The following is a 22,361-nucleotide window of genomic DNA, read 5'->3' as shown; positions in this document are numbered from 1 at the left end:
GCACTCGTGCCACCTGCTGGTCGAGTGGCGCCGCAGGGACCACGGCTGAGGGACGCCTGGTAGATTCGATCCGATCGACCCCCTCCCAAGCCTCTCCGCGATGCTCACATGGGAGGGGCCTTTTTCTTCGGCACCGAGGTACTGCGATGGCACGGAAACCGAGCCTGTCGTGGAAGCAGCAGGTCCAGCTCCTCCGTGACCGCGGGCTCGGCATCGCCGACGGGGAGGCCTGCACGAGCTACCTGGCCGCGCAGAACTACTACCGCTTCTCCGGGTACGCCCGCTACTTCCAGCGGGCTCCGCACGACGGGGACGACTCGTTCGCGAACGGAGTCTCGTTCGAGGACGTCCGAGCGGTCTGCGACGCAGATGAAGCGCTGCGGCAGAGCCTGCGTGCTCGACCGGCCCGTGCCGAGATCCTTCTCCGCAGCCGTACGGCTCATGTCATCGCGCGTGAGCACGGCCCGTACGAGTGCTATCTCGAGAAGAGCTTCTACTCCGAGTCTCCGAACGCGGAGTCGACAGTCGATTCGTGCCTCCGCGACATCGAGCGCAGCAGGGAACGGCATGTCCTCCGCTTCACGGAGCTCCCCGGCGGCAGGGGCGCGGCCGCCTTCGGCGAGCTACCGGTGTGGTCGGCCGTCGAGGCCTGGTCCTTCTGAACTCTGTCGAGATGCATCGAGCGAGGGGCACGAGGATCGCTTGCGGGGGACGTCGCGTCCGGTCTGGGAGTCGCCCGAGCCGGTTTCGCCTACCGGGTCCGCGCACTCGTCTACCTGCGCAACCGTGCGCTCACCACAGCCGGCTCTGGAACCACTCCGTGATCGATGCGGGCCCCACGCCCAACAACGTCCGCGCGAAGGCGAAACGTCTCGCCGGGCAGTTCACTCCGCGCTCGGTCGTGGACGTCATCGCTTCGTTGGACGACATCCTCCTACGAGGAGCGGACGCGGCCCCGATCCTTCCGGAGCTCGTCGCCGAGCATTCCCTGCACGACGTGTTCTGGCGAGGGCTCACGACGCCCCGGAGCCCCCTCGATCATCGAGGACCGCAGTGAGAGCGACGCGACCGGGAAGGTCCCGCCCGCCCGCTCAGGAGGCGCCCACCGGGAGGTCGGCCCCGCCTGACTATGCTGGTGCCACCCCCGGCAGCCGAGCCCTCTGAGCCTCGTCCGCGCCGGGGTGGCGCGGCTCACCCGCCCGGGGAGCGGAGGAGGTCCTCTCATGGCCGATCGGCCGAACCTCCGCCATGTCGCGGCGGTCGCGGGGGTCTCGCACATGACCGTCTCGCGTGTGCTCAGCGGGCACCCCAACATCAAGGAGTCGACCCGCCAGAAGGTCCTCGAGGCGGTCGACGAGCTCAACTACAGGCCGAACATCGCCGCCCGCTCCCTCGTCACGCAGCGCACCGACCGCATCGGCGTGATGATCGAGAGCGGCGCCGAGTACGGGCCGTCGAGCACCCTCCGCGCGATCGAGCGCGCCGCCCGCGAGAAGGGGTACTCGATCACCTCCGTCGCGCTGCGGCCGGACCTCGAGATGACCCCCACCGACGCGATCGACCACCTGATGGGCCTCGGGATCGACGCGCTCTGCGTGATCGCGCCGCGCTCCTCCTCCGTCGCGACCCTCCGCACCGTCGAGATCGGCGTGCCGACGCTCGTGGTGAAGAGCGACAAGGATCCGAGCTTCCTCACCGTCTCGGTCGACCAGCAGGCCGGCATGTTCCAGGCCGTCGACCACCTGGGCAACCTCGGCCACCGCGACGTCCTGCACCTCTCCGGCCCCCTCGACTGGCTCGACGCGCGCGCCCGCGAGCGCGCCTTCCACAGCCGCGCGAAGTCGTGGGGGATGCACGAGCGCCCCATCGTCATCGGCGACTGGACCCCGGACTCCGGGTACGACTTCGCCGCGAGCCTGCAGTCGGTGCCCGACTTCACCGCGATGGTCGTCGCGAACGACGAGATGGCGCTCGGAGTGATCCACGGCCTCGTCGAGCGCGGGATCCGCGTACCCGAGGACGTGAGCATCGTCGGCTTCGACGATCTGCCCACCGCCCGCCACTTCCTCCCGCCGCTGACGACGGTCCGCCAGGACTTCGACAAACTCGGGACGACGGTCGCCGAGGTGATCCACGCGAGGATCCGCGGCCAGGAGATCCCGCAGCGCACCCGGATCCCCACGGAGCTGGTGATCCGCTCCTCCACGGCCGCTCCCCGATCGTGACCCTCCTGTTCCCGTCCCGCCGCATGCGCTCGCGTATCATCGGCGGCAGCCCCTGGCACGCCGGACCCTGACGGCGCGCCGCACACGAACCGAGGACGGCACGTGGCGATCTCATCGAGGACGACCCGGAGCTCCGCGGCACCCGTCGTCGAGATGACCGGCATCCGCGTCTCCTTCGCCTCCGGACCCGCTCTGATGGACGGGAACCTGCGGCTGGTGCCGGGCGAGATCCACGGGCTCATGGGCGAGAACGGCGCGGGCAAGTCCACGCTGATCAAGACGCTGACCGGCATCCACCAGCCCGACGCGGGCGAGATCCTCGTCGACGGCGTCGCCCGGCGCTTCAGCGGTCCGGCGGAGGCGAAGGCAGCGGGCATCACGGCCGTGTTCCAGGACGAGCGCCTCACCGACAACCTCAGCATCGGTGAGAACGTGATGCTCGGACACGAGGTCCGCGGCCGCTTCGGCATCTCGTGGTCGCGCACCCACCACCGCGCGGCCGAGATGCTCGCCGAGCTGGGCCTGGAGGACCTCGACCCTCACCTGCCGCTGCGCTCGCTCTCGCCGGCGATCCGCCAGCTGGTCGCGATCAGCCGCGCGATGGTCGACCGCCCGCGCGTGCTCGTGCTCGACGAGCCCACCTCCAGCCTCGACCTCAGCGACGTGGCCCGCCTCTTCACCGTGCTGCGGAGGCTGCGCGACCAGGGCGTGGCGATCCTGTTCGTCTCGCACTTCCTCGAGCAGGTCCTCACCCTCAGCGACCGGCTGACCGTGCTCCGCGACGGCGGCACCGTCGGCGAGTACCCGGCGCACACCATGGACCGCGCCGAGCTGATCGCGAAGATGATCGGCAAGGACATCGACGCGCTGCGGCAGATCGGCTCCGACCGCCGCGAGCACCGCCGCCAGCCGGTCGGCCCGGCGATCTACCGCGCGCACGGCATCGGCCGCCGCGGCGCCGTGGGCCCGACCGATCTGGAGCTGCACCGCGGCGAGATCGTGGGCTTCGCGGGCCTGCGCGGCTCGGGGCGCACCGAGCTGGCGTCGCTGGTGAGCGGAGTCGAGAAGCCGGACACCGGCGAGGTGCTGATCGACGGCGAGCCCGCGCACATCTCCGACCCGGTGTCGGGCCTGCGCCACCGCATCGCCCACTCGAGCGAGAACCGCCGCGAGGACGGGATCATCGGCGACCTCTCCCTCCGCGAGAACCTCGTGCTGGGCCTGCAGGCCCTGCGCGGCTGGGCGCACCCGCTCTCGGCCGCCGAGACCGACACCCTGGTGCGCACCTACGTCGAGGCGCTGAACATCTCGCCGGCCGACCCGGACATCCCGGTGAAGTACCTCTCCGGAGGCAACCAGCAGAAGGTGGTGCTCGCGCGGTGGCTCGCGACCCGTCCGCGGCTGCTCGTGCTCGACGAGCCGGCGCGCGGGATCGACGTGGCGTCGAAGGTCGAGATCCAGGCGCACATCGCGCAGCTCGCGAAGGAGGGGGTGACCGTCGTCTACATCTCGTCCGAGCTGGAGGAGGTGGTGCGCCTCAGCGACCGCATCGTCGTGTTCAAGGACCGCGAGAAGATCGGCGAGGTCAGCAACGGCCCCTGGCTCACCGTCGACACGATCGTCGAGATGATCGCCGCCGACCGCGACGACGACCTCGACGACGACGACTGACCTCCCCCGCCGGCCGAGCGGCCGCACCGGCCACCGGGTCTCGATGAGCCGTCCGGGCTGCTCGACCGCCACGACCTCGGCGCACCGGCGGGTCCCGCTCGGGCGCCGGGCCTGCGAGGATCCGGGGGTGGACGATCAGCGACCGGACGAGCTCGCGGAGCTGCAGCGGCGCGCGTACGGCCGAGGCTCCGACATCGAGCGGGACCCCGGCGCGCTCGCCCGGCTCTCCGCGCTCGAGGCCCGCGTCCGTCCCGCCCTCGGCACCGCACGGTCGGACGCGGTGGTTCCCGCGGTCACCGAGGACGCGGCGCCGGAGGACGCGGCACCTCCCGCGGATGCCTCCGCCGACGAGGAGTCCGACCCCCTCGGCCACGTCCCGCCCCGCCGCTCCCGACGGCGCGGCCTCCTCCTCCTCGCCGCGCTGGCCGCGACGGCCGCCGTCGCCGCGGGGGCCACCCTCCTCGCCACCGCCGGGGACGGGCAGCCCGGCCGCGAGGTCGCCGTGCTGCCGCTGTCGAACGGCACCGATCTCCCCGGCTGGGAGGGACTGGGGTTCGACGGGTCGGTCACCACCGAGGACTTCGGCGGGCTCACCGTCGTGCGGCAGAGCCTGCCCGCCGACACGGGGCTCACCGTCGTCCGGCAGCGCCGCTCCTCGAGCGCCGGCTCGTGCCTCTCCATCGTGCGGACCACCGAGCCGCAGGACGGCCTGTTCTTCCAGGGCTGCACGGCCGGAGCGTTCCCCGCGGTCGCGCAGTTCACCGTGACGTCGGCGGCGCCGGAGGCCCTCCGCGAGCGGTTCCCGATCGGCACGTCCCTGCGGTTCGCCCTCGAGGGCGACGAGATCCGCGTCCGATCCGACGCCCCCTGACCGCTCGGCCGCGGACCGGCCGCTCCGCACCCGCACACCCGGAGGCGCCCCCGCGCTCAGATCCCCGTCCGCCCGTGCGGATCGCCCACCTTCTTCGACTCGCTCGACCCGCGCTCGAGCAGGAACACGGCGAGCGCCGCCATGCTGCCCACCGCGAGGAACTCCGACTGCCAGTGCCGGAGCGTCCGGTTCCAGAAGTCGGCGGAGGAGACGTAGCCGAGCCAGTCGACGGGCGCCTCCAGGCTCGTCAGCTGCTCCTCGTTGGAGGCCGCGACGCCCGTCACCGACTGCGCCGCCCAGGACAGCAGGAACACCGCCCCCATCACCAGCAGCAGCGAGTGCGAGAACAGCGCCTGCCGCAGGCCGCCGGCGGAGGCCGAGGGCGGCGAGTCGTCCTCCGCGGACGCGCCCGCCTTCTGCTGCTCGTCGGTCTCGAGCCCCTCCTGGCCCACCCGCTTCGACTCGGGCGACCCGCGCTGCACGAGCCGGACGGTCGCTCCGATGGAAAGGAAGAACTGGAGGTACTCCGACTGCCAGTACTCGGCGACGTCGATCGCGAAGTCGGAGGAGGTGACGAAGCGCCAGTAGCCGACCTCCCGCAGCCCCTCCGCTGTCTGGGTGTCGTTGTAGGCGGCGAGCCCGGCGAACGACTGCCCGGCGTCCCCTGCTCCGTCTTCCGCGATCCCGAGCTCCAGCACGCCGTCGGGGCAGTCGCCCACCCTGTCCTCCACGGCCTCGCGGGCGGAGTCGGTGAGCAGGGCGCACGCCGCCCGGCCGTCGCCGTCGGCGAGGGCGGAGAGGAAGGCGTCGGCCGCGTGGCGGGCCGCCGCGCCGTCCGCGGAGCATCCGCAGAGCGCGAGCACGAGGGCCGCCTTCGCGGCCGTCGCGGGGACGGAGCGCGATCGAGGGAGCATCATGGCCAGGGAAGCTACTCCCGGGCCCGACCACCGGGCAGAGGGTCGCCATCGGGCCCTGCGGGGCCCCGCGACCGGATCGTTACCGAAGCGCACCGCCGTGCTGTTGCGTCACAAGAATTGTTCACGGTAACATTTCGACGCGGCGCTGCTTCGGCCGGCGCCCACTGCACATCCTGCACTCACCGCACCTCGGGCCGCTAGGCCCGCATTCGAGGCCCTTCGGGGTCCACCATCTCGGGCGCGCTCTTCGTGCCCGCGATCTCAAGGAGGAGATCTATGTCCAAGACGAGGCGTATCGGCCAGTTCCTGGGTTTCGCAGCAGTCGGCGCACTCGCGTTCGGACTCGCGGGCTGCTCGGGCGGTTCCGGCTCCGATTCGGGCTCCGGCTCGAGCGGTGACCTCACCACCGTCGGATTCGTGGCCGTCGGCCCCGAGGGCGCGTGGCGCCAGGCGAACGAGACCAACATCGAGGACACGTTCACCAAGGACGCCGGCTTCGACCTGAAGTACGCACCCGCCACCAACGGAGACCAGAAGTCGCAGATCGACTCCTTCACCTCCTTCGTGGACGAGGGCGTCGACATCATCCTGCTCTCCGCCACGGAGGGCTCCGGCTGGGAGGACTCGCTCGAGCGCGCCCAGGAGGCCGAGATCCCGGTCATCCTGATCGACCGCGGCATCGAGCCGGACAACACCGACCTCTACGTGACCCGCATCGCGCCCGACAACATCGCGGTCAGCACCTCGGTCGCCGACTGGGCCAAGACCACCTTCCCGAGCGGCGCGAAGTACTTCACGCTCGAGGGCCCCGCGGGCGTCTCGGTCGTCAACGAGCGCAACGAGGGCTGGGACGAGGTCATCGGCGCCGACTCGAAGTTCACCAAGATCGGCGCGCAGACCGCGAACTGGTCCACCGAGGAGGCCAAGAGCGTCTTCGAGACCGTCCTGAAGTCGAACAACAACGACGTCCAGCTGGTCTTCGCCCAGAACGACGAGATGGGCCTCGGCGCTGTCCAGGCCGTCCAGGAGGCCGGCCTCACCCCCGGCACCGACGTCAAGATCGCCACGATCGACGGCACCAAGAACGCCCTGCAGGCGCTGGCCGACGGCGAGCTGAGCTTCGTCGCCGAGTACAACCCGCTGTTCGGCGAGACCGCCCTCGACGCGGTCGAGAAGACCCTGGCCGGCGAGACGGTCGAGTCCTCGATCGTCGTCCCGAGCGAGACCTTCGACTCGCCCGAGGCCGCCGCCACCGCGCTGCCCGACCGCAAGTTCTAGTCGCTCAGCACCACCGGTCGCCCGGCGTCGTCCTCGACGCGGCACCACTCCCCCGGAGCGACCGGGGCCGGCCCACCCGCCGGCCCCGGTCGCTCCGACCCTTCGGCGCACCTGTTCGGCTGCGCCCCGCTCGAGAACGGAACGACGCGACATGACAGGTTCGCCTCCGATCGTCGAGATGAAGAACATCTCGATCAGCTTCCCCGGCGTGAAAGCCCTCGACGGCGTCGACTTCCGCCTGTTCCCGGGCGAGGTCCACACCCTCATGGGTGAGAACGGCGCCGGCAAGTCCACGCTCATCAAGGCCCTCACCGGCGTCTACCGCATCGACAGCGGAGACATCGTGATCGACGGGGAGACCCGTCGCCTGACCGGCACCGCCGACTCGCAGGCCGCGGGCATCTCCACCGTGTACCAGGAGGTCAACCTGGTCACGAACCTCTCCATCGGAGAGAACGTGATGCTCGGCTACGAGGTCCGCGGACCCTTCGGCATCAACTGGAAGGCCACCCACCAGGCCGCGAAGGTCGCGCTCGAGAAGCTCGGCCTCGGCCACCTCAACACACGCCAGTCGCTCGCCTCGCTCTCGATCGCGATGCAGCAGCTGGTCGCGATCAGCCGCTCGACGGTGAGCGACTCCAAGGTGCTCATCCTCGACGAGCCGACCTCGAGCCTGGACGCGAACGAGGTCGAGAACCTCTTCGTCGTCATCCGCCGCCTCCGCGCGGAGGGCGTCGCGATCCTCTTCGTCTCGCACTTCCTCGACCAGGTCTACGCGATCAGCGACCGCCTGACGGTGCTGCGCAACGGCACCTTCGTCGGCGAGTACCTGACCCACGAGCTCGACCGCACCTCGCTGATCTCGAAGATGATCGGCAAGGACATCGCGGCGCTGCGCTCCCTCGACTCCGAGCGCGAGAGCCAGGACCACCTCTACCGCGACGCCCCGCTCTACACCGCGAAGGGCATCGGCAAGAAGGGCTCCATCGAGAGCACCGACCTGACGCTGCACCGCGGCGAGGTCGTCGGCTTCGCCGGGCTCCTCGGCTCCGGCCGCACCGAGCTCGCGCGCCTGATCTACGGCGTCGACAAGCCCGACACCGGCGAGATCACGATGCACGGCAAGAAGATCGACGTCCCGACGCCGACCGCCGGCCTCGCCCACAAGATCGCGTTCTCGAGCGAGAACCGCCGCGACGAGGGCATCATCCGCGACCTCTCGGTCCGCGAGAACCTCATCCTCGGCGTGCAGGCCAAGCGCGGCTGGGCCCGCCCCCTCTCCAAGAAGGAGAAGGACGAGATCGTCGGCAAGTACCTCGTCGAGCTCAACGTGCGCCCGGCCGACCCCGACCGCCCGATCAGCAAGCTCTCCGGCGGCAACCAGCAGAAGGTCCTCCTCGGCCGCTGGCTCGCCACCGCCCCCGAGATCCTCATCCTCGACGAGCCGACCCGCGGCATCGACGTCGGAGCGAAGGCCGAGATCCAGGAGAAGGTCGTCGCCCTCGCCGGCGAGGGCGTCGCCGTGGTCTTCATCTCGTCCGAGCTCGACGAGGTCGTCCGCCTCAGCGACCGCATCATCGTCCTGAAGGACCACCGCGTGATCGCGGAGATCCTCAACGGTCCCGCTGTCACTGCGGAGTCGATCGTCACTACCATCGCCGCAGAGGGAGTCGTCGACGAGGACGTCGTCGTCCTCGAGAGCGCCACGCAGGAGGCCGCATCATGAGCAGCGACACCCGACCCGCCCGGGGATCCGTCCTCGGCGGGATCATCCGCCGCCAGTACTTCTGGGGAGTCGTGGCGATCGCCCTGCTCCTCCTCGTCAACGTCGTCAAGGACCCGGGATACCTGGCCGTCTCGGTCAGCCCGACCACCGGCTACCTCGTCGGCAACGTCATCGACATCGCCCGCGCCGCCGCTCCGATCCTGATGATCGCCGTCGGCATGTGCCTGGTCGTCGCGACCGGGGGCATCGACCTCTCGGTCGGCTCGATCATGGTCGTCGCCGGCGCCGTCTCGATGGAGTTCCTCAACTCCGCGGGAGCGCCGGACTCGCTCGGCGCCGCAGCGGGAGCCTTCGCGGTCGCCCTCCTGGTGGCCGCCGTGCTCGGAGCCGTGAACGGCGTCCTCGTCTCGGTGGTGGGCCTCCAGCCCTTCATCAGCACGCTCGTCGTGATGCTCGCGGGCCGCGGCCTGGCGAAGGTCATCACCGGCGGCCAGAACACCGCCGCCACCAACGAGCCCTTCCGCTGGCTCGCGAACGGGTACGTCTTCGGGCTCCCGGTCGTGTTCCTCCTCGCCATCGCCATCGTCGTGGTCGTCGGAGTCCTGGTGCGCCGCAGCGCGCTCGGCCTGATGATCGAGGCCATCGGCATGGACCCGAAGGCGGCCCGCCTCGCGGGCATCAACCGCCGGGGCCTGCTGATGACCGCCTACATCGGCAGCGGAATCCTCGCCGGAGTCGCGGGCGTGTTCGCCACGGCGAGCGTGATGACGGTCGACGTCTCGCGCACCGGCTACCAGCTCGAGCTCGACGCGATCCTCGCTGTCGTCATCGGCGGCACCTCGCTCGCCGGCGGCAAGTTCAACATCACCGGTGCTGCCGTGGGCGCGATCCTGATCGCCACCCTCGACAAGACCGTCGTGTTCCTCGGAGTCTCGTCCTCCGCGACGCCCGCCTTCAAGGCGATCGTCATCGTCGCGCTCTGCCTCCTGCAGTCCGAGCGCGTCCGCTCCGCCTTCAAGTCCCGTCGCGAGGCGCGCCGCAGCGTCCCGCAGAAAGAGGCGATCCCCGCATGAGTGCCGTGATGACCCGCTCCGCCCCTCCGGCGAGCACCAAGCGCACCTCCGGGGCGCGCGGCTGGCTGAGCCAGCACCTGGACAAGCTGCCCACCCTGGCCGCGCTGATCATCTTCTTCGGGATGATCGTCTACGGCGAGGCCGCCTACGGCCGGATCCTGCAGGCGAGCACGATCTCGAACCTGCTGGTCAACAACGCGCACCTGATCATCCTCGCCGTGGGCCTCACCTTCGTGATCCTCACCGGCGGCATCGACCTCTCGGTCGGCGCGGTGATCGCGTTCAGCAGCGTGAGCGGCGTGCTCCTGATCAACGCCGGCTGGAACCCCTGGCTCGTGATGGTCCTGATGGTCGTGATCGGCGCCCTGTTCGGCGTGATCTCCGGCGTCCTGATCCAGTACTTCAACGTGCAGCCGTTCATCGCGACGCTCGCGATGATGTTCCTGGCCCGCGGTCTCGCCTCCATGCTGAGCACCGTCCCGGAGCGCCTCCCCGAGGACTCGGCCGTGCTGAGCCTGGCCACGCCGATCAAGCTGATCGACGGCCCGAAGGTCAACGACTTCGTCATCAGCCCCGGCGTGATCATCGCGATCCTCGTCGTGGCCGGCGCGTTCTTCGTGCTCCACCGCACCCGCCTGGGCCGTACGGTCTACGCGATGGGCGGCTCCGAGCAGTCGGCGGCCCTGATGGGCCTCCCGGTGGTGCGGACCAAGCTGTTCATCTACATCATCAGCGGCACGCTCGCCGGTCTCGCCGGTGTGGTCTACACCGCCCGCCTCGGCAGTGCCCAGAACATCACCGGCACCGGCTGGGAGCTCGACGCCATCGCGGCGACCGTCATCGGCGGCACGCTCCTCACCGGCGGCGTCGGCTTCGTGCTCGGCTCGGTGGTCGGCGCCCTGGTGCTCGGCCTCATGAACGTCCTGATCACCCGCGACGGCGGCATCCCGCCGGAGGCGACCACGATCATCACCGGAGGCATCCTCCTGGTCTTCGTCCTCCTCCAGCGCGCCGTCATGGCCCGCAGCAAGACCTGACCGGGCTCCGGCCCGATCTCCCCCGGCGCCCCCTCGTCCCTCCGCGGACGAGGGGGCGCCGTCGTGTCCGAGGCGCTCCGCCGGCCTCAGGAGGCGGAGCGGCCGAGCGTCAGTGCGGCCTGCTCGCGGGTGCCGTAGCCGCACTCCTCGGCGAGGCGGGCGAAGTCGGCAGGGCGCCGCCGCCGCAGGCCGATCCGGCGCCGGAGGGTGCCCGCCCGTCGCGTCTCGATCTCCTCCGCCGGCGTGCGGCCGAGGAACGCGAACGCCTCCGCGAGCACGCGGGGGGAGACGAGCAGCTCCCGGGCGAGCACCGCGGCGGAGAACGCGGGGTCGCGGTGGCGTGCCTCGATCACCGGGATCGCCTCCGCGTAGACCTGATCGGCGCCGCGGGTCCGGACCCGCGGCGCGCTGTGCTCGACGATCCCCTCCAGCAGCAGTTCGCTCGCCCGCCTCACGCCGGCGGCCCCGAGCACGGCCGGATCGCCCTCGATCAGACTGTTGGCGAGGGCACGGGCAGGCGTCCAGACCGACTCGCGCACCGGCACGACCTCGTTGATCCGCTCGCGGACCCACCGGTGCTCGAGCACGGCGGCGTCGAAGCTCCAGGTGTACGAGAGGGTGGGCCGCCGGTAGTCGATGCGTGCCGCGGTCCTCGCCTCGAGGACGAGGACACTGTTCGGCACCGCCTCGAGCGAGCCCTCCTCGAGGATCATGTCTCCCCCGCCCTCCACGATCAGGGACACGTGCACCCCGTCGGACTCGGCAGCCCGGTCGGACGCCGGCGGACGGTCGACCCTGATCCCCTCCGGCGCCCAGACCCGCGTCACCCGGAGGCCCGGCCCGTACGCAGCATCCCAGCGGAGTCCCCGGGCGCCCGCCTGCGGCTCGTCCCACGCGCCGATGAACTCCTGCGTCCGCTCCTCTGCGGCCCCCATCTCCCGCCTCCTCCGCGTCGAACGAACAGAATCCCTCATCTGTCGATCACCGCCGGACGTTCGCACGGATCTCCCAGGCCTCCGCGCCTCGCGCTCGGAATCCGGCCGCTCGCCGTCGCCGAACCAGGAGGACGGCCGGGAGGACCGCCCGGTCAGCAGCGCTGGGAGAGCCGCCGCAGCGCGCGGTGAGCGCTCCCCACGGAGGCGAAGCCCGCCTCCTCGGCCGCGCGCGCGAAGCCGGCGGTCGTCAGGGACCGCCCGCCGATCAGGAGCAGGAGGGTTCCCGCCCGGCGCCGCTCGAGCTCGTCGTCGGCCGTCCGCCCGAGGAAGGAGAATGCGCGAGCCAGCGTCAGCTCCGACACCAGGAGCTCGCGGGCGAGCCGTGCGGCGGTGAAGGCGGGATCCGGGTGGCGCTCCTCGATCAGGGCCATGGCCTCCCCGTAGACCTCCTCGGCGCGGGGACGCCTGCGCGGTGCGGAGCCCTCGACCAGCTCCTTCAGGAAGGCCTCGCCCGCCCGGGCGACGGCGGGCTGCTCCGCCAGAGCGGGGTCGCCGTCGAGGAGACCGTTCATCAGCGCCCGCGCCGGGGCCAGGAAGGAGCCGGCGACCGGCAGGACCTCGCCGAAGCGCTCCGTGATCCAACGCTGCTCCAGCGCCCGCTCGCCGAGCACCCAGGCGTAGATCACGGTCGAGCGGGGGAAGCGCGCCCCGGTCCGTGGATCCGCGTCGAGGACCACCAGATCACCGCGGCCGCACTCGAGCATCCGTCCGTCCTGTCGAATGCGTCCACCGCCCTCGACGACCAGCAGCAGATGCGCGCCCGGCGGGTAGCGCGGCTGCCGCTTCTGCTCGAGGACGGAGCCCCCGGGAATCCACAGTCTGGAGATCTCGAACCCCGCCGAGCCCGTCCCCTCCACCCGCAGTCCGGAAGCACGGGCCTCCATGCCGTTCCAGTGCTCGGCCATCCGCCGGTACATCTCGGCCGATCTCGACGCCATCGGGCGCCCCTTCCTCTCGGGCACGCTGACGCCTCACCACGGGGGTGATTCGCAGCCCCCCGCGCACTCCGTTTGTCACCGGACCGGTCACAGCGGATGGCTGCGCTCCCGCTCATCGCACCGGCGGCGCCCCGGCGGCGACGGGCGACCGACGGGAGCACCCGGTCGGGAGGGCTGTCGCGACTCGGAGCGGCGCCGGAGCTCACCACTCCCTCCTCACGGCAGCGCCACTTCCTCCTCACCTGCCCCCGAGCGCTTGGGCCGACCGCCCGCCCGCGGGAAGACTCCCCAGCGGTACGGCGCCCGTCGTACCCGCCGAAGCGGCCGAGCGGACGACGACCGTCCTCCGAGCAGGCCGCCGGCGAGAAGACAGACCGAGGAGCTTCACTGTGACTTCCGACAACTCTCCCGCTGAGCAGGGTCCGCTGAGGCGACGCACCGTCGTCGCCGGCGCCACCTGGTCCCTGCCCGTGATCGCCGCAGCGACGGCCACCCCGGCCGCCGCTGCCTCTGCCACGCAGACCCTCGTGTTCAGCTCCATCCCGTCGAACATGATCGCGTGCACGCCCTCCACAGCGCCGATCACGATGACCCTCTCCGGCGGCACCGTCGCGAACGTCCCCGTGCGGGTGACGCTTCCGCCCGGCTTCAGCTTCGGAGGGGGCGCGACCGGCATCTTCGTGACCGACGCGAACGGAGTCGCCACCATCCCGGCCGGCGGCGTCATCGCCGGCCCCGCGACCGGCTCGGCCCTCGCCTTCGGCGGCTCGGCGAAGACGAACGCCCCGTTCCCGGTCCGCCAGACCGGCGACCTGCAGTACAGCACGGGCCTCGCCACTGTTCCCGACAACTCCGGATTCATCCACACCTCCTCGCAGGGTGTGAACGGCAACGTCTCCGTCGAGGCGAACGGGGACATCTGGCGGTACCGGCAGTCCGACAGCTGGCAGAAGCTCGGGACGGGCGCCTCCACGGAGCCCAGCACGTCCGGGCTCACGCAGGGGCCGGACGGAACCTACGACGCCCACTGGATCAAGGACGGAGTCCTCCAGTACGGCAAGGAGGCCGCGACCGTTCCGAACAACTCCGGCTTCGTCCGTACCTACGGTCAGGGCGCGGACGGGAACGTCTCCATCACGTCGACGGGCGACGTCTGGCGGTACAACAGCCAGTCCGACGCGTGGACCCTTCTGGGCACCGGCGCCAGCACCGAGCCGAGCGCGGCCGGCATCTCCGCGAACTCGGCCGGGACCCTGAACGTCCACTGGATCAAGAACGGAGTCCTGCAGTACGGCACCGCAGCGGCCACCGTGCCGACCAACTCCGGATTCGTCCGCGTCTACGGCCTCGGCACCCGCGGCACGATCGCCGTGAAGTCGAACGGCGACATCTGGCGGTACACCCCGCAGGGGAACGTCTGGGACCGCATCGGCACCGGAGCCAGCACCGAGCCGGGCGCCGCCGGGCTGACCCAGGGGCCCGGCGGGACGTCCGAGGTCCACTGGATCAAGGACGGAGTCCTGCAGTACGGCACCCAGCTTGCGACCGTTCCGGAGAACTCCGGGTTCGTCCGCACCTACGGTCAGGGAGCGGATGGGAACGTCTCCGTGAAGGCGAACGGCGACATCTGGCACTACGACCCGGCGGCGGACACGTGGCGCAAGATCGGCTCCGGTGCCAGCACCGGGCCCGATGCGGCCGGGATCACCGCCCAGCGGATCGGCACGCTGAACGCCCACTGGATCAAGGCGAGAACCGACTGCCGCTGATCCGCGCCCGGCGGCCCTCTCCGCCCGCGTCCTGCCGGACCGCGGGCGAGGAGGGCCGCCTCCGCCCCACACCGCCGGGGGCGGGCGCCTCGCCCGAGGAGGAACGCGCCACCCCGTCCCGGCGCCCCTCCCCCGGCCTAGCGTGGTCACCGCCCGCGCACCCCGTCCCCGCTGCGAAGGAGCCCGGTGACCGCTTCCGAGCAGCCGGCCGCCCCGCGCGGTCTCGTCGAGACGCTGCAGCTGAGCGGTCCCCGCGTGGAGGCGTGGCTGAGGAGCCTCGGCTGGGCGAGCGACGGAGCTCCGCCCCTGCACCTCGCCGGGGACGTGCTCGCCGTCGACGGCTTCCGGCTGAGCCGCCTCTGGCACACACCGGGCACCGTCCGGACGGACCCGCCCCTCCCCGCCCTCGAGCGGGCCGAGGTCGAGGTCGACCTGATCCTCCCGGTCGCCGGCGAGATCGTCGTCGACGGCCCTCTCGAGGCCGCTCGTCTGCTGCCCGGCGGGCTCGCCCTCCTCCGGCGCGACGACTCCGCTCGATTCCGGGCGGAGGAGGACTCCGCCTGGCTGGCGCTGAGGACGTCCTGGCGCAGGCTCGGCCTCACGAGCGCACAGTCCGACGGGCCGTCCTGCACGCTGCTCGCCGCCGACAGCTACAGCGGCGCCTTCGTCTCCCTCGTCAACGCGACCCTCAACGCGGACCTCTCGGCGGGCGATCCCGGCTTCAGCGAGCTGCGCCGGGCGCTCGAGGCGACCGCATCGGCTCTCATCAAGCAGAGCCTCCCGCCCGCCCGTCCGGAGGACGGACTCGAGGGCGTCCTCCTCCGCGCGATCGCCGTCATCGATGCGGAGGCGGGTGATGCGGACTTCACCGCGGGCGTTCTCGCGATGCGTCTCGGCATCTCCCGGGCGACGCTGGACCGCGCCTTCCACCGCCGAGGCACGACCGTGGCGGCGACCCTCCGCGAGCGGCGCGTGCACCTCGCCGCGTCGCTGCTCGCCGCGAGCCCGTCGCTCTCGCCCTCGGCTCGTGCGGCTGTGGCCGACCGGACGGGCTTCCGGACGATGAGGGCGATGGACCGGGCGCTGAGCCGCTCGCGCGACGACGACCGCGGCTGATCGGGCCGGACATCGGCGGCTGCGTCGCTCCTGGATGCCCTCGGACTTCGTCGAACCGGTTCGCCTCCTTTCCGGAGTGTCGGGGAATTGATCCGGTTAGGCTCTTCACGTTGACGTCAACATAGTGTTACCGTGAACATCGCCGCGTACGAAGCCGGCACACTCCCTCCCCTCAGCAAAGATGCCGACCCTGGAGCAAAGCGCGATGAAGCCTTTCCTGCGACCACTCGTCCTCGTGACGGCCGTGGCCCTCACCGTCCCTCTTCTGACGGCCGAGTCCGCGAGCGCCGCTCCCTCCGACAGCCTCGTCCTGCGCTACGCGCTCGACGAGACGAGCGGCACGACCGTCGCCGACAGCTCGGGCAAGGGCCGCACCGGCACGCTCGTCAACGGAGCCGCTCCTCGCGGAGCCGCGGGCGTCGCCCTCGACGGGACCGACGACTACGTCAAGCTGCCCGACGACCTGCTCGCGGGCCTGAACTCGATCACGGTCAGCACCGAGGTCCTGGTGAACGCGAACCAGGGCACGCCCTACTTCATCTGGGGCCTCGGCAACACGACGAACGGCGCCGGGAACGGCTACCTCTACACGACGGGCAACGGCTACAAGGCCTCGATCGCCACCGGCAACTGGACCACCGAGCAGACCGTCAACTCCAACGCGAACCTCGCGCGCAGCGTCTGGAAGACCCTCACCTACACGCTCGACGACGCGAGCGACACCGCACGCCTCTACCTCGACGGCACCCAGGTCGCACAGCAGACCGGAGTGACCATCACTCCCGCCGCGATCGGCAACGGCACCACCACCGCGAATGCGATCGGCCGCTCCGTCTACACGGCGGACAAGACCCTCGCCGGCTCGGTCCGCGACTTCCGCGTCTACAGCACGGCGCTCAGTGCGGCCGACGTCGCGACCCTCCAGGCCCCGGACAGCACGCGCGTCTCCCGCGACTCCGCCGCCCTGGACCTCGGGAGCCTCTCCTCGGTCTCCGCGAACCTCACCCTCCCGACGACCGGCCCCAACGGCTCCGCCATCGCCTGGGCCTCGAGCAACTCCGCGGTCGTCTCGACCAGCGGAGTCGTCACACCGCCCGCGACCGGGGTCGCCTCGGTCGAGCTGACCGCCACGACCACCCGCGGCTCAGCCACGGCCACCCGCACCTTCACCGCCACCGTGCCCGCCAAGGACGTGAACGCCGACGCCCAGAAGGCGCTGGACGCCCTCTCGATCGTCAACTCCGGCGACGTCCGCGGCAACGTGACGCTGCCCGCGAAGGCCGGCTCCTACGACGTCGCCTGGTCCTCCTCGAACACGGCCGTTCTCAGCACGACCGGCGTCGTGAAGCGCCAGACCGCCGCCACGCCCGTCACGCTCAGCGCGACGATCGCCGGCACGACCGCGACCCGGCAGCTGCCCGTCACGGTCACCGCGGCTCCCGCGAACCTCGACACCGAGTACGACGCGGGGTACCTCTGGACCCACTTCGCCTCGACCGACTACGAGAAGATCTACTTCGGCTCCAGCACCGACGGCCTGCACTGGTCGAAGCTCAACAACGACAAGGCCGTGCTCGCCAACCTCGGCGGCACCCTCGGCGTCCGCGACCCGCACCTCGTGCGCTCCCCCACCGGCGACGAGTACTGGATCATCGGCACCGACCTGCACGCCGAGGGCACCGCTCCCGGCGGCACCTGGGACCAGACCAACGCGAGCAAGAACCTCGTCGTCTGGCGCTCGACGGACCTCGTGAACTGGAGCGATCAGAGCATCGTCTTCGCCGGTTTCCCCGACGCGGGCAACGTCTGGGCTCCTGAGGCGATCTGGGACGACGCGACCGGCCAGTACTACGTCTACTGGGCCGCCCGCGACAAGACGCTGACCGGCGGAGCCTCCGCCCAGCGCGTCTACGTCTCGACCACGCGCGACTTCGTCGGCTTCTCCACCCCGAAGGTCTGGCTGGACGAGAACCCCGCCGCCGGCGGCGGGAGCCGCGGCAGCATCATCGACACGACCATCGCGAAGGAGGGGGACACGTACTACCGCTTCTCCACCGCCGACTGGCGCACGGTCGTCGACAAGGCCCCGAGCCTCGCCGGCCCGTGGACCCGCGTGATCGGCTTCGGCGAGGAGAAGTCCCGCGGCCTCTCCGACCACCTCGAGGGCCTCACCGTCTACCAGCTGCCCGACGGCCGCTGGGTCGTCATGGGCGACTCGTTCGGCTACTCCGCCTACGTCACCGACACCCTCGCGGACATGCGGTTCACGGCGCTTCCCGTCGGCACCACCGGCGCGAACACGTACTCGTTCTCGAAGCCCTTCCGCCACGGCTCGGTGCTCCGACTCTCGAGCGCCGAGGAGGCGCGCCTCACGGCCGCCTACGGCACCAGCAGCACCGGCCCCGCCGCGAAGCCGGTCAACGCGGCCGGCGAGATCCTCCGCTACACCTTCGACGGCGGCTCGGGCACCACGGTGCGCGACAGCTCGGGCAACAATCAGAACGGCACGCTGCCCTCGGGCGGCACCTGGAAGGACGGCGCCCTGCAGCTCGACGGCACCGACGACTACGTCAAGCTGCCGAACGACCTGCTCGCCGGAGTGACGGACCTCACCATCCAGTCCGACGTCTGGATCGACCCCGCGCAGGGCGGCGCCTACTTCCTCTACGGCCTGGGCAACACCACGAACGGCGCCGGCGACGGCTACCTCTTCACCTCGGGCAACAACTACCGCACCAGCATCGCGACCGGGAACTACACCACCGAGCAGACCGTCGCCGGCGGCTCGGCCCTCCCCCGCGGCACCTGGGCGCACCTGACGTACACGCTCTCCGGCACCACCGGCACGATCTACCTCGACGGAGTGAAGGTCGCCAGCGGCACCGTCACGACCGACCCGAAGGACATCGGCGGCGGCTCCACCGCGGCGAACTACATCGGGCGCTCGAACTACGACGCCGACAACCGCTTCCGCGGCCAGATCCGCGAGTTCTCGGTCTACAACCGGGCTCTCAGCGCCTCCGAGGTGCTCGCCGCCTCCGGCAACACGTCGGCCCTGGTCGACCTGTCGCTCAGCGGCGACGTCCTGAAGACCGCCCCGATCGTCGACTCGGCGAGCAAGACGGTCACCTTCCCGGTGAAGCCGGGGACCGACCTGACGAAGCTCACCCCGACCTTCTCCACCGCGGCCGGCGTCACGGCGAGCCCCGCCTCCGGCACCGTCCGCGACCTCTCCACCCCGCAGACGGTCGTGCTCACGCCCGCCGCCGGCGGCACCGCGACCACCTGGACCCTCAAGGCCGTCGTCATGAAGTCCCCCGTCCTCGCAGGTCTGAACGCCGACCCGAACATCGCGGTCTTCGGCGACACCTACTACCTGTACGCGACCTCGGACGGCTTCGCCGGCTGGGGCGGCAAGACCTTCTACGCCTGGTCCTCGAAGAACCTGATCGACTGGACCCGGTCGGAGCAGCCCTTCCTGACGCTGGACGGCGCGAACGGCAATGTGCCGTGGGCGACCGGCAACGCCTGGGCGCCGACGATCACCGAGAAGAACGGGAAGTACTACTTCTACTTCTCCGGCGAGAACTCCTCGCTCAACCGCAAGACGATCGGAGTCGCGGTCGCGGACAGCCCGATGGGCCCGTTCACGGCGCAGCCGACCGCGATGATCACCAACGGCGAGTCCGTGCGGTCCGGCCAGGCGATCGACCCCGCGGCGTTCACCGACCCGAAGACCGGCAAGAGCTACCTCTTCTGGGGCAACGGCGACCCGCTCTACGGCGAGCTGTCCGACGACATGCTCTCGATCAAGTCCGGCACGATCAAGAAGATCAGTGGTCTGACCGACTTCCGCGAGGGCTCGTTCCTGAACTACCGCGACGGCCTGTACCACCTCACCTACTCGATCGACGACACCGGCTCCGTGAACTACAAGGTCGGCTACGCGACCTCGACCAGCGTCGACGGACCGTGGACCTACCGCGGCGTGATCCTCGAGAAGGACCCGTCGCAGGGCATCCTCGCCACGGGCCACAACTCGATCGTCAACGTGCCCGGCACGGACGACTGGTACATCGCCTACCACCGCTTCGCCATCCCCGGCGGAGACGGGCAGCACCGCGAGACGACGATCGACCGGGTGACCTTCGACAAGACGACCGGTCTCATGCAGAAGGTCGTCCCGACCCTCACCAGCGTCGCGGCGCAGACGATCGTCGACACCGCGCCGCTCGCGGCCTCGATCACGGGGAAGACGACGGTGGGCAGCACGCTGACCGCCTCCGCCTCCTCCCCGTGGACGGCGACCGGCTTCCAGTGGAAGCGCGGCGGGACCGCGATCAGCGGGGCGACGGCGTCGAGCTACACGCTCACCGCCGCCGATCGCGGAGCGACGATCTCGGTGGCCGTGACCGCCGCGAAGCCGCAGTGGACGCCGGCGACGGCCTCCGCCTCCGTCGGCCCCGTGACCGACTCGACACCCGCGATCGCCGTGACCACGACCGCCACGACGCGCTGCGTCGCCGGGAAGATCGTCGTCACCGCGACCGCCACGAACCCGAACGCCTTCGCTGCGAAGATCGTGATCGGCACGACGTGGGGCTCCAAGAGCTTCGCCGACGTCGCTCCCGGCGCCACCGTCTCGGCCGCCTTCACCACCCGGGCGACGAGCGTGACCGACGGATCCGCGACCGCCACGGCGACCGCGTTCATCAACGGGAAGCCGGCCACGGCCTCCGCGACCGCCCCCTACTCCGCGGCCGGCTGCAGCTGACCCGCGGGCACGACCCACACCCACTGAGATCGAGCCGGCGACGACGCCGGCCGGAGAACGGAGAACACCCGACATGAACACCCGATCCCTTCTGATCCGCGGAGCCGCCGGACTGGCCGGAGGCGTCCTCCTGCTCGGAGTCGCCGGAACGGCCTTCGCCGCCGACACCAACTACGGCAGCGACGACGTCGACGTGAACGTCGACATCGCCGAACTCCCCGGGACCGGCGCCCTCTCGATGACCGTCGCCGGTGACTCGACGACGCTGGCCGAGACCGGCTCGGACAACGTCCGCCGCCAGTTCACCGGCACCCTGCCGACCGTCACGGTCACCGACACCCGTGACCCCGAGGACGTCTCCCCCGACTCCGCCTGGTACGTCCTCGGCACCGCCGAGGACTTCACCTCGGCCGACGGCTCCACCATCGGCGCCGAGAACCTGGGCTGGGCCCCGGCTCTCGTCGACGGCGGCGAGCTCGGCGAGGTCGCCGCGGGCCAGGTCGTCGACACCGCCATCGACGGCGGCGCCAACGGCCTGGGCCTGAAGGGCGAGGAGCTGCTCGCGATCGTCGCCAGCAACTCCCAGCAGGTCAACCCCGAGGGCTCCTGGAGCGCCGACGCCGACCTCTTCCTCCGCACCCCCGTGAACGTGGACGCCGGCGCGTACTCGTCCACCATCACCCTGTCGCTCTTCGAGTGACCCGTCGCGGCCGGGGGACGCACTCCCTCGGCCGCGATCCCACCACGGCCGACGCGGCCGGGCCCGCCCGCCCGGCCGCGTCGTGCTTCCCCCGTGCGACCATGAGGTTCTGATGACTGCTCCGCGCCGCTCCGCCGCTCCCCGCCGCCCGCTCCTCCCCGCGCTGCTCGCGCTGGTCGTCGCCCTCCTCGGCGTGGGGGTCGCCCCGGCGGCCGTCGCGGCCGACGGAGCGATCACCTGGGCGGTCAGCCCCTCCACCGACGGCGTCCCCGACAAGCGCGCGTGGGTCGAGCTCGAGCTCGCCCCCGGCACCAGCGCCTCGGACGAGGCGGTCGTGCGGAACCTCAGCGACCAGCCCGTGACCTTCAGCATCACCAGCGCCGACGGCTACTTCACCGACACCGGCCGCTTCAACATGCTCAACTCCGACCAGGAATCGGTCGACGCCGGGCTGTGGATCTCCGCCCCCGAGACCGTGACCGTCGATCCGGGCAGCAGCGGCGTGGTGCCGTTCACCGTGACGGTCCCCGACAACGCCACCCCCGGCGACCACGCCGCCGGCATCGCCGCCTCCGTGCTCTCGCAGGGCACCGAGGCGGGAGGCGCGAACGTCGGAGTGGAGAGCCGCATCGGCTTCCGCGTGATGACCCGCGTGACCGGCGAGGTGACCCCCTCCTTCTCCGTCGAGGACCTGGCCAGCGACTACCGCCTCTCCTGGAACCCGTTCCAACCCGGCTCCCTCTCGCTCGTCGCCGACGTGGTGAACACCGGCAACGTGCGCCTGCTGCTCGACGGCACGGCGAGCGCCCAGGGCGCCACCGCCCCCGTCGTCGCGGCCGACGCGCCCCAGCAGGAGCTGCTGCCCGGCGACCGGCGCAGCGTCTCGGTGCAGCTCGACGGCATCTGGCCCCTCTTCGGAGTCGGCGCCGACCTGACCATCGCACCGACCGTCGCCGCCGCCGATCAGGAGCCGGTCGCCACCGCTCCCGTGACGGAGTCGATCACGGTCGCCGCCGTGCCGGTCCCGCAGCTGCTCGTGATCCTCGGCGTCGCCCTCATCCTCGCGGCGCTGCTCGCCGGGCGCTCGCGCTCGCGCCGCCGCATCGCCGCCCTGGTGCAGCAGGCCAAGGAGGAGGGCCTGCGCGAGGGCGCGCGCGTCTCCTCCTGAGCCCCCCCCTCCGTCAGCGCGGTGAGGCCCAGCTCGGCCGACATCGGCTCCAGGGCGCCGTTGATGACGCCGGTGTCGTAGCCGAAGAGGAGGCCGCCGAGGG

16 protein-coding genes are annotated in these 22,361 nt (G+C 71.3%); 13 read left to right on the top strand and 3 right to left on the bottom strand.

The window, feature by feature from the left end:
- Window positions 1-146: 146 nt before the first annotated feature.
- The 4 genes from C5C59_RS17505 to C5C59_RS00065 all read left to right on the top strand — a co-directional run bounded on the left by C5C59_RS17505 (window position 147) and on the right by C5C59_RS00065 (window position 4,767).
- Complete coding sequence (locus tag C5C59_RS17505) at window positions 147-662, top strand: Abi family protein (RefSeq protein WP_258062494.1); 516 nt, start codon at window positions 147-149, stop codon at window positions 660-662.
- 561 nt (window positions 663-1,223) lie between these two features.
- Window positions 1,224-2,225: a LacI family DNA-binding transcriptional regulator gene (locus C5C59_RS00075; RefSeq protein WP_104238662.1), complete on the top strand. Its 1,002-nt coding sequence runs from the start codon at window positions 1,224-1,226 to the stop codon at window positions 2,223-2,225.
- Window positions 2,226-2,378: 153 nt separating this feature from the next.
- Window positions 2,379-3,896, top strand: coding sequence for a sugar ABC transporter ATP-binding protein (locus C5C59_RS00070; RefSeq protein ID WP_104238677.1), 1,518 nt, complete (start codon window positions 2,379-2,381; stop codon window positions 3,894-3,896).
- A gap of 127 nt (window positions 3,897-4,023) precedes the next feature.
- On the top strand, window positions 4,024-4,767 hold the full coding sequence (locus tag C5C59_RS00065) for a hypothetical protein (RefSeq protein WP_104238661.1): 744 nt from the start codon (window positions 4,024-4,026) through the stop codon (window positions 4,765-4,767).
- Window positions 4,768-4,823: 56 nt separating this feature from the next.
- On the opposite strand, the gene C5C59_RS00060 is transcribed toward C5C59_RS00065, so the two are convergent.
- Entirely contained in the window at window positions 4,824-5,684 is an 861-nt protein-coding gene (locus tag C5C59_RS00060) for a DUF6766 family protein (RefSeq protein ID WP_104238660.1), read from the bottom strand.
- A 276-nt stretch (window positions 5,685-5,960) separates the two neighbouring features.
- Between C5C59_RS00060 and C5C59_RS00055 the strand changes: the two genes are divergently transcribed.
- From C5C59_RS00055 to C5C59_RS00040, 4 genes are all read left to right on the top strand, one after another.
- Complete coding sequence (locus tag C5C59_RS00055) at window positions 5,961-6,962, top strand: ABC transporter substrate-binding protein (RefSeq protein WP_104238659.1); 1,002 nt, start codon at window positions 5,961-5,963, stop codon at window positions 6,960-6,962.
- A gap of 151 nt (window positions 6,963-7,113) precedes the next feature.
- On the top strand, window positions 7,114-8,688 hold the full coding sequence (locus C5C59_RS00050) for a sugar ABC transporter ATP-binding protein (RefSeq protein WP_104222393.1): 1,575 nt from the start codon (window positions 7,114-7,116) through the stop codon (window positions 8,686-8,688).
- A complete protein-coding gene (locus tag C5C59_RS00045) occupies window positions 8,685-9,761 on the top strand; it encodes an ABC transporter permease (protein ID WP_104238658.1) in 1,077 nt (358 codons plus the stop codon). The genes C5C59_RS00050 and C5C59_RS00045 overlap by 4 nt, the downstream gene beginning before the upstream one ends.
- Window positions 9,758-10,798: a sugar ABC transporter permease gene (locus tag C5C59_RS00040; protein WP_104222391.1), complete on the top strand. Its 1,041-nt coding sequence runs from the start codon at window positions 9,758-9,760 to the stop codon at window positions 10,796-10,798. The genes C5C59_RS00045 and C5C59_RS00040 overlap by 4 nt, the downstream gene beginning before the upstream one ends.
- 86 nt (window positions 10,799-10,884) lie before the next feature.
- Here C5C59_RS00040 and C5C59_RS00035 read toward each other — a convergent pair whose 3' ends face one another.
- Both C5C59_RS00035 and C5C59_RS00030 read right to left on the bottom strand, forming a co-directional pair.
- The gene (locus tag C5C59_RS00035) at window positions 10,885-11,733 is read right to left on the bottom strand and encodes a hypothetical protein (protein ID WP_104238657.1); all 849 of its coding nucleotides are present in this window, start codon (window positions 11,731-11,733) and stop codon (window positions 10,885-10,887) included.
- Window positions 11,734-11,885: 152 nt separating this feature from the next.
- Window positions 11,886-12,731: a hypothetical protein gene (locus tag C5C59_RS00030; protein WP_104238656.1), complete on the bottom strand. Its 846-nt coding sequence runs from the start codon at window positions 12,729-12,731 to the stop codon at window positions 11,886-11,888.
- A gap of 389 nt (window positions 12,732-13,120) precedes the next feature.
- Between C5C59_RS00030 and C5C59_RS00025 the strand changes: the two genes are divergently transcribed.
- The 5 genes from C5C59_RS00025 (at window position 13,121) to C5C59_RS00005 (ending at window position 22,258) form a co-directional block, all read left to right on the top strand.
- On the top strand, window positions 13,121-14,500 hold the full coding sequence (locus tag C5C59_RS00025) for a hypothetical protein (protein ID WP_104238655.1): 1,380 nt from the start codon (window positions 13,121-13,123) through the stop codon (window positions 14,498-14,500).
- Window positions 14,501-14,686: 186 nt separating this feature from the next.
- Window positions 14,687-15,616 carry a helix-turn-helix domain-containing protein gene (locus tag C5C59_RS00020; RefSeq protein WP_104238654.1) on the top strand — a complete coding sequence of 310 codons (930 nt, stop codon included), beginning with the start codon at window positions 14,687-14,689 and terminating at the stop codon, window positions 15,614-15,616.
- A 205-nt stretch (window positions 15,617-15,821) separates the two neighbouring features.
- Complete coding sequence (locus tag C5C59_RS00015; protein ID WP_181134780.1) at window positions 15,822-20,390, top strand: family 43 glycosylhydrolase; 4,569 nt, start codon at window positions 15,822-15,824, stop codon at window positions 20,388-20,390.
- Between the two features lie 73 nt (window positions 20,391-20,463).
- Entirely contained in the window at window positions 20,464-21,090 is a 627-nt protein-coding gene (locus C5C59_RS00010; RefSeq protein WP_104238652.1) for a hypothetical protein, read from the top strand.
- A 112-nt stretch (window positions 21,091-21,202) separates the two neighbouring features.
- Entirely contained in the window at window positions 21,203-22,258 is a 1,056-nt protein-coding gene (locus C5C59_RS00005) for a WxL protein peptidoglycan domain-containing protein (protein ID WP_104238651.1), read from the top strand.
- Window positions 22,259-22,361: the final 103 nt, after the last annotated feature.

Origin of the sequence: Rathayibacter sp. AY1F4 (assembly GCF_002931775.1) — a bacterium.
Lineage (GTDB): Bacteria > Actinomycetota > Actinomycetes > Actinomycetales > Microbacteriaceae > Rathayibacter.
Note: the sequence above shows the minus strand (reverse complement) of the source record. Positions and strands in the feature narration are given on the sequence as shown.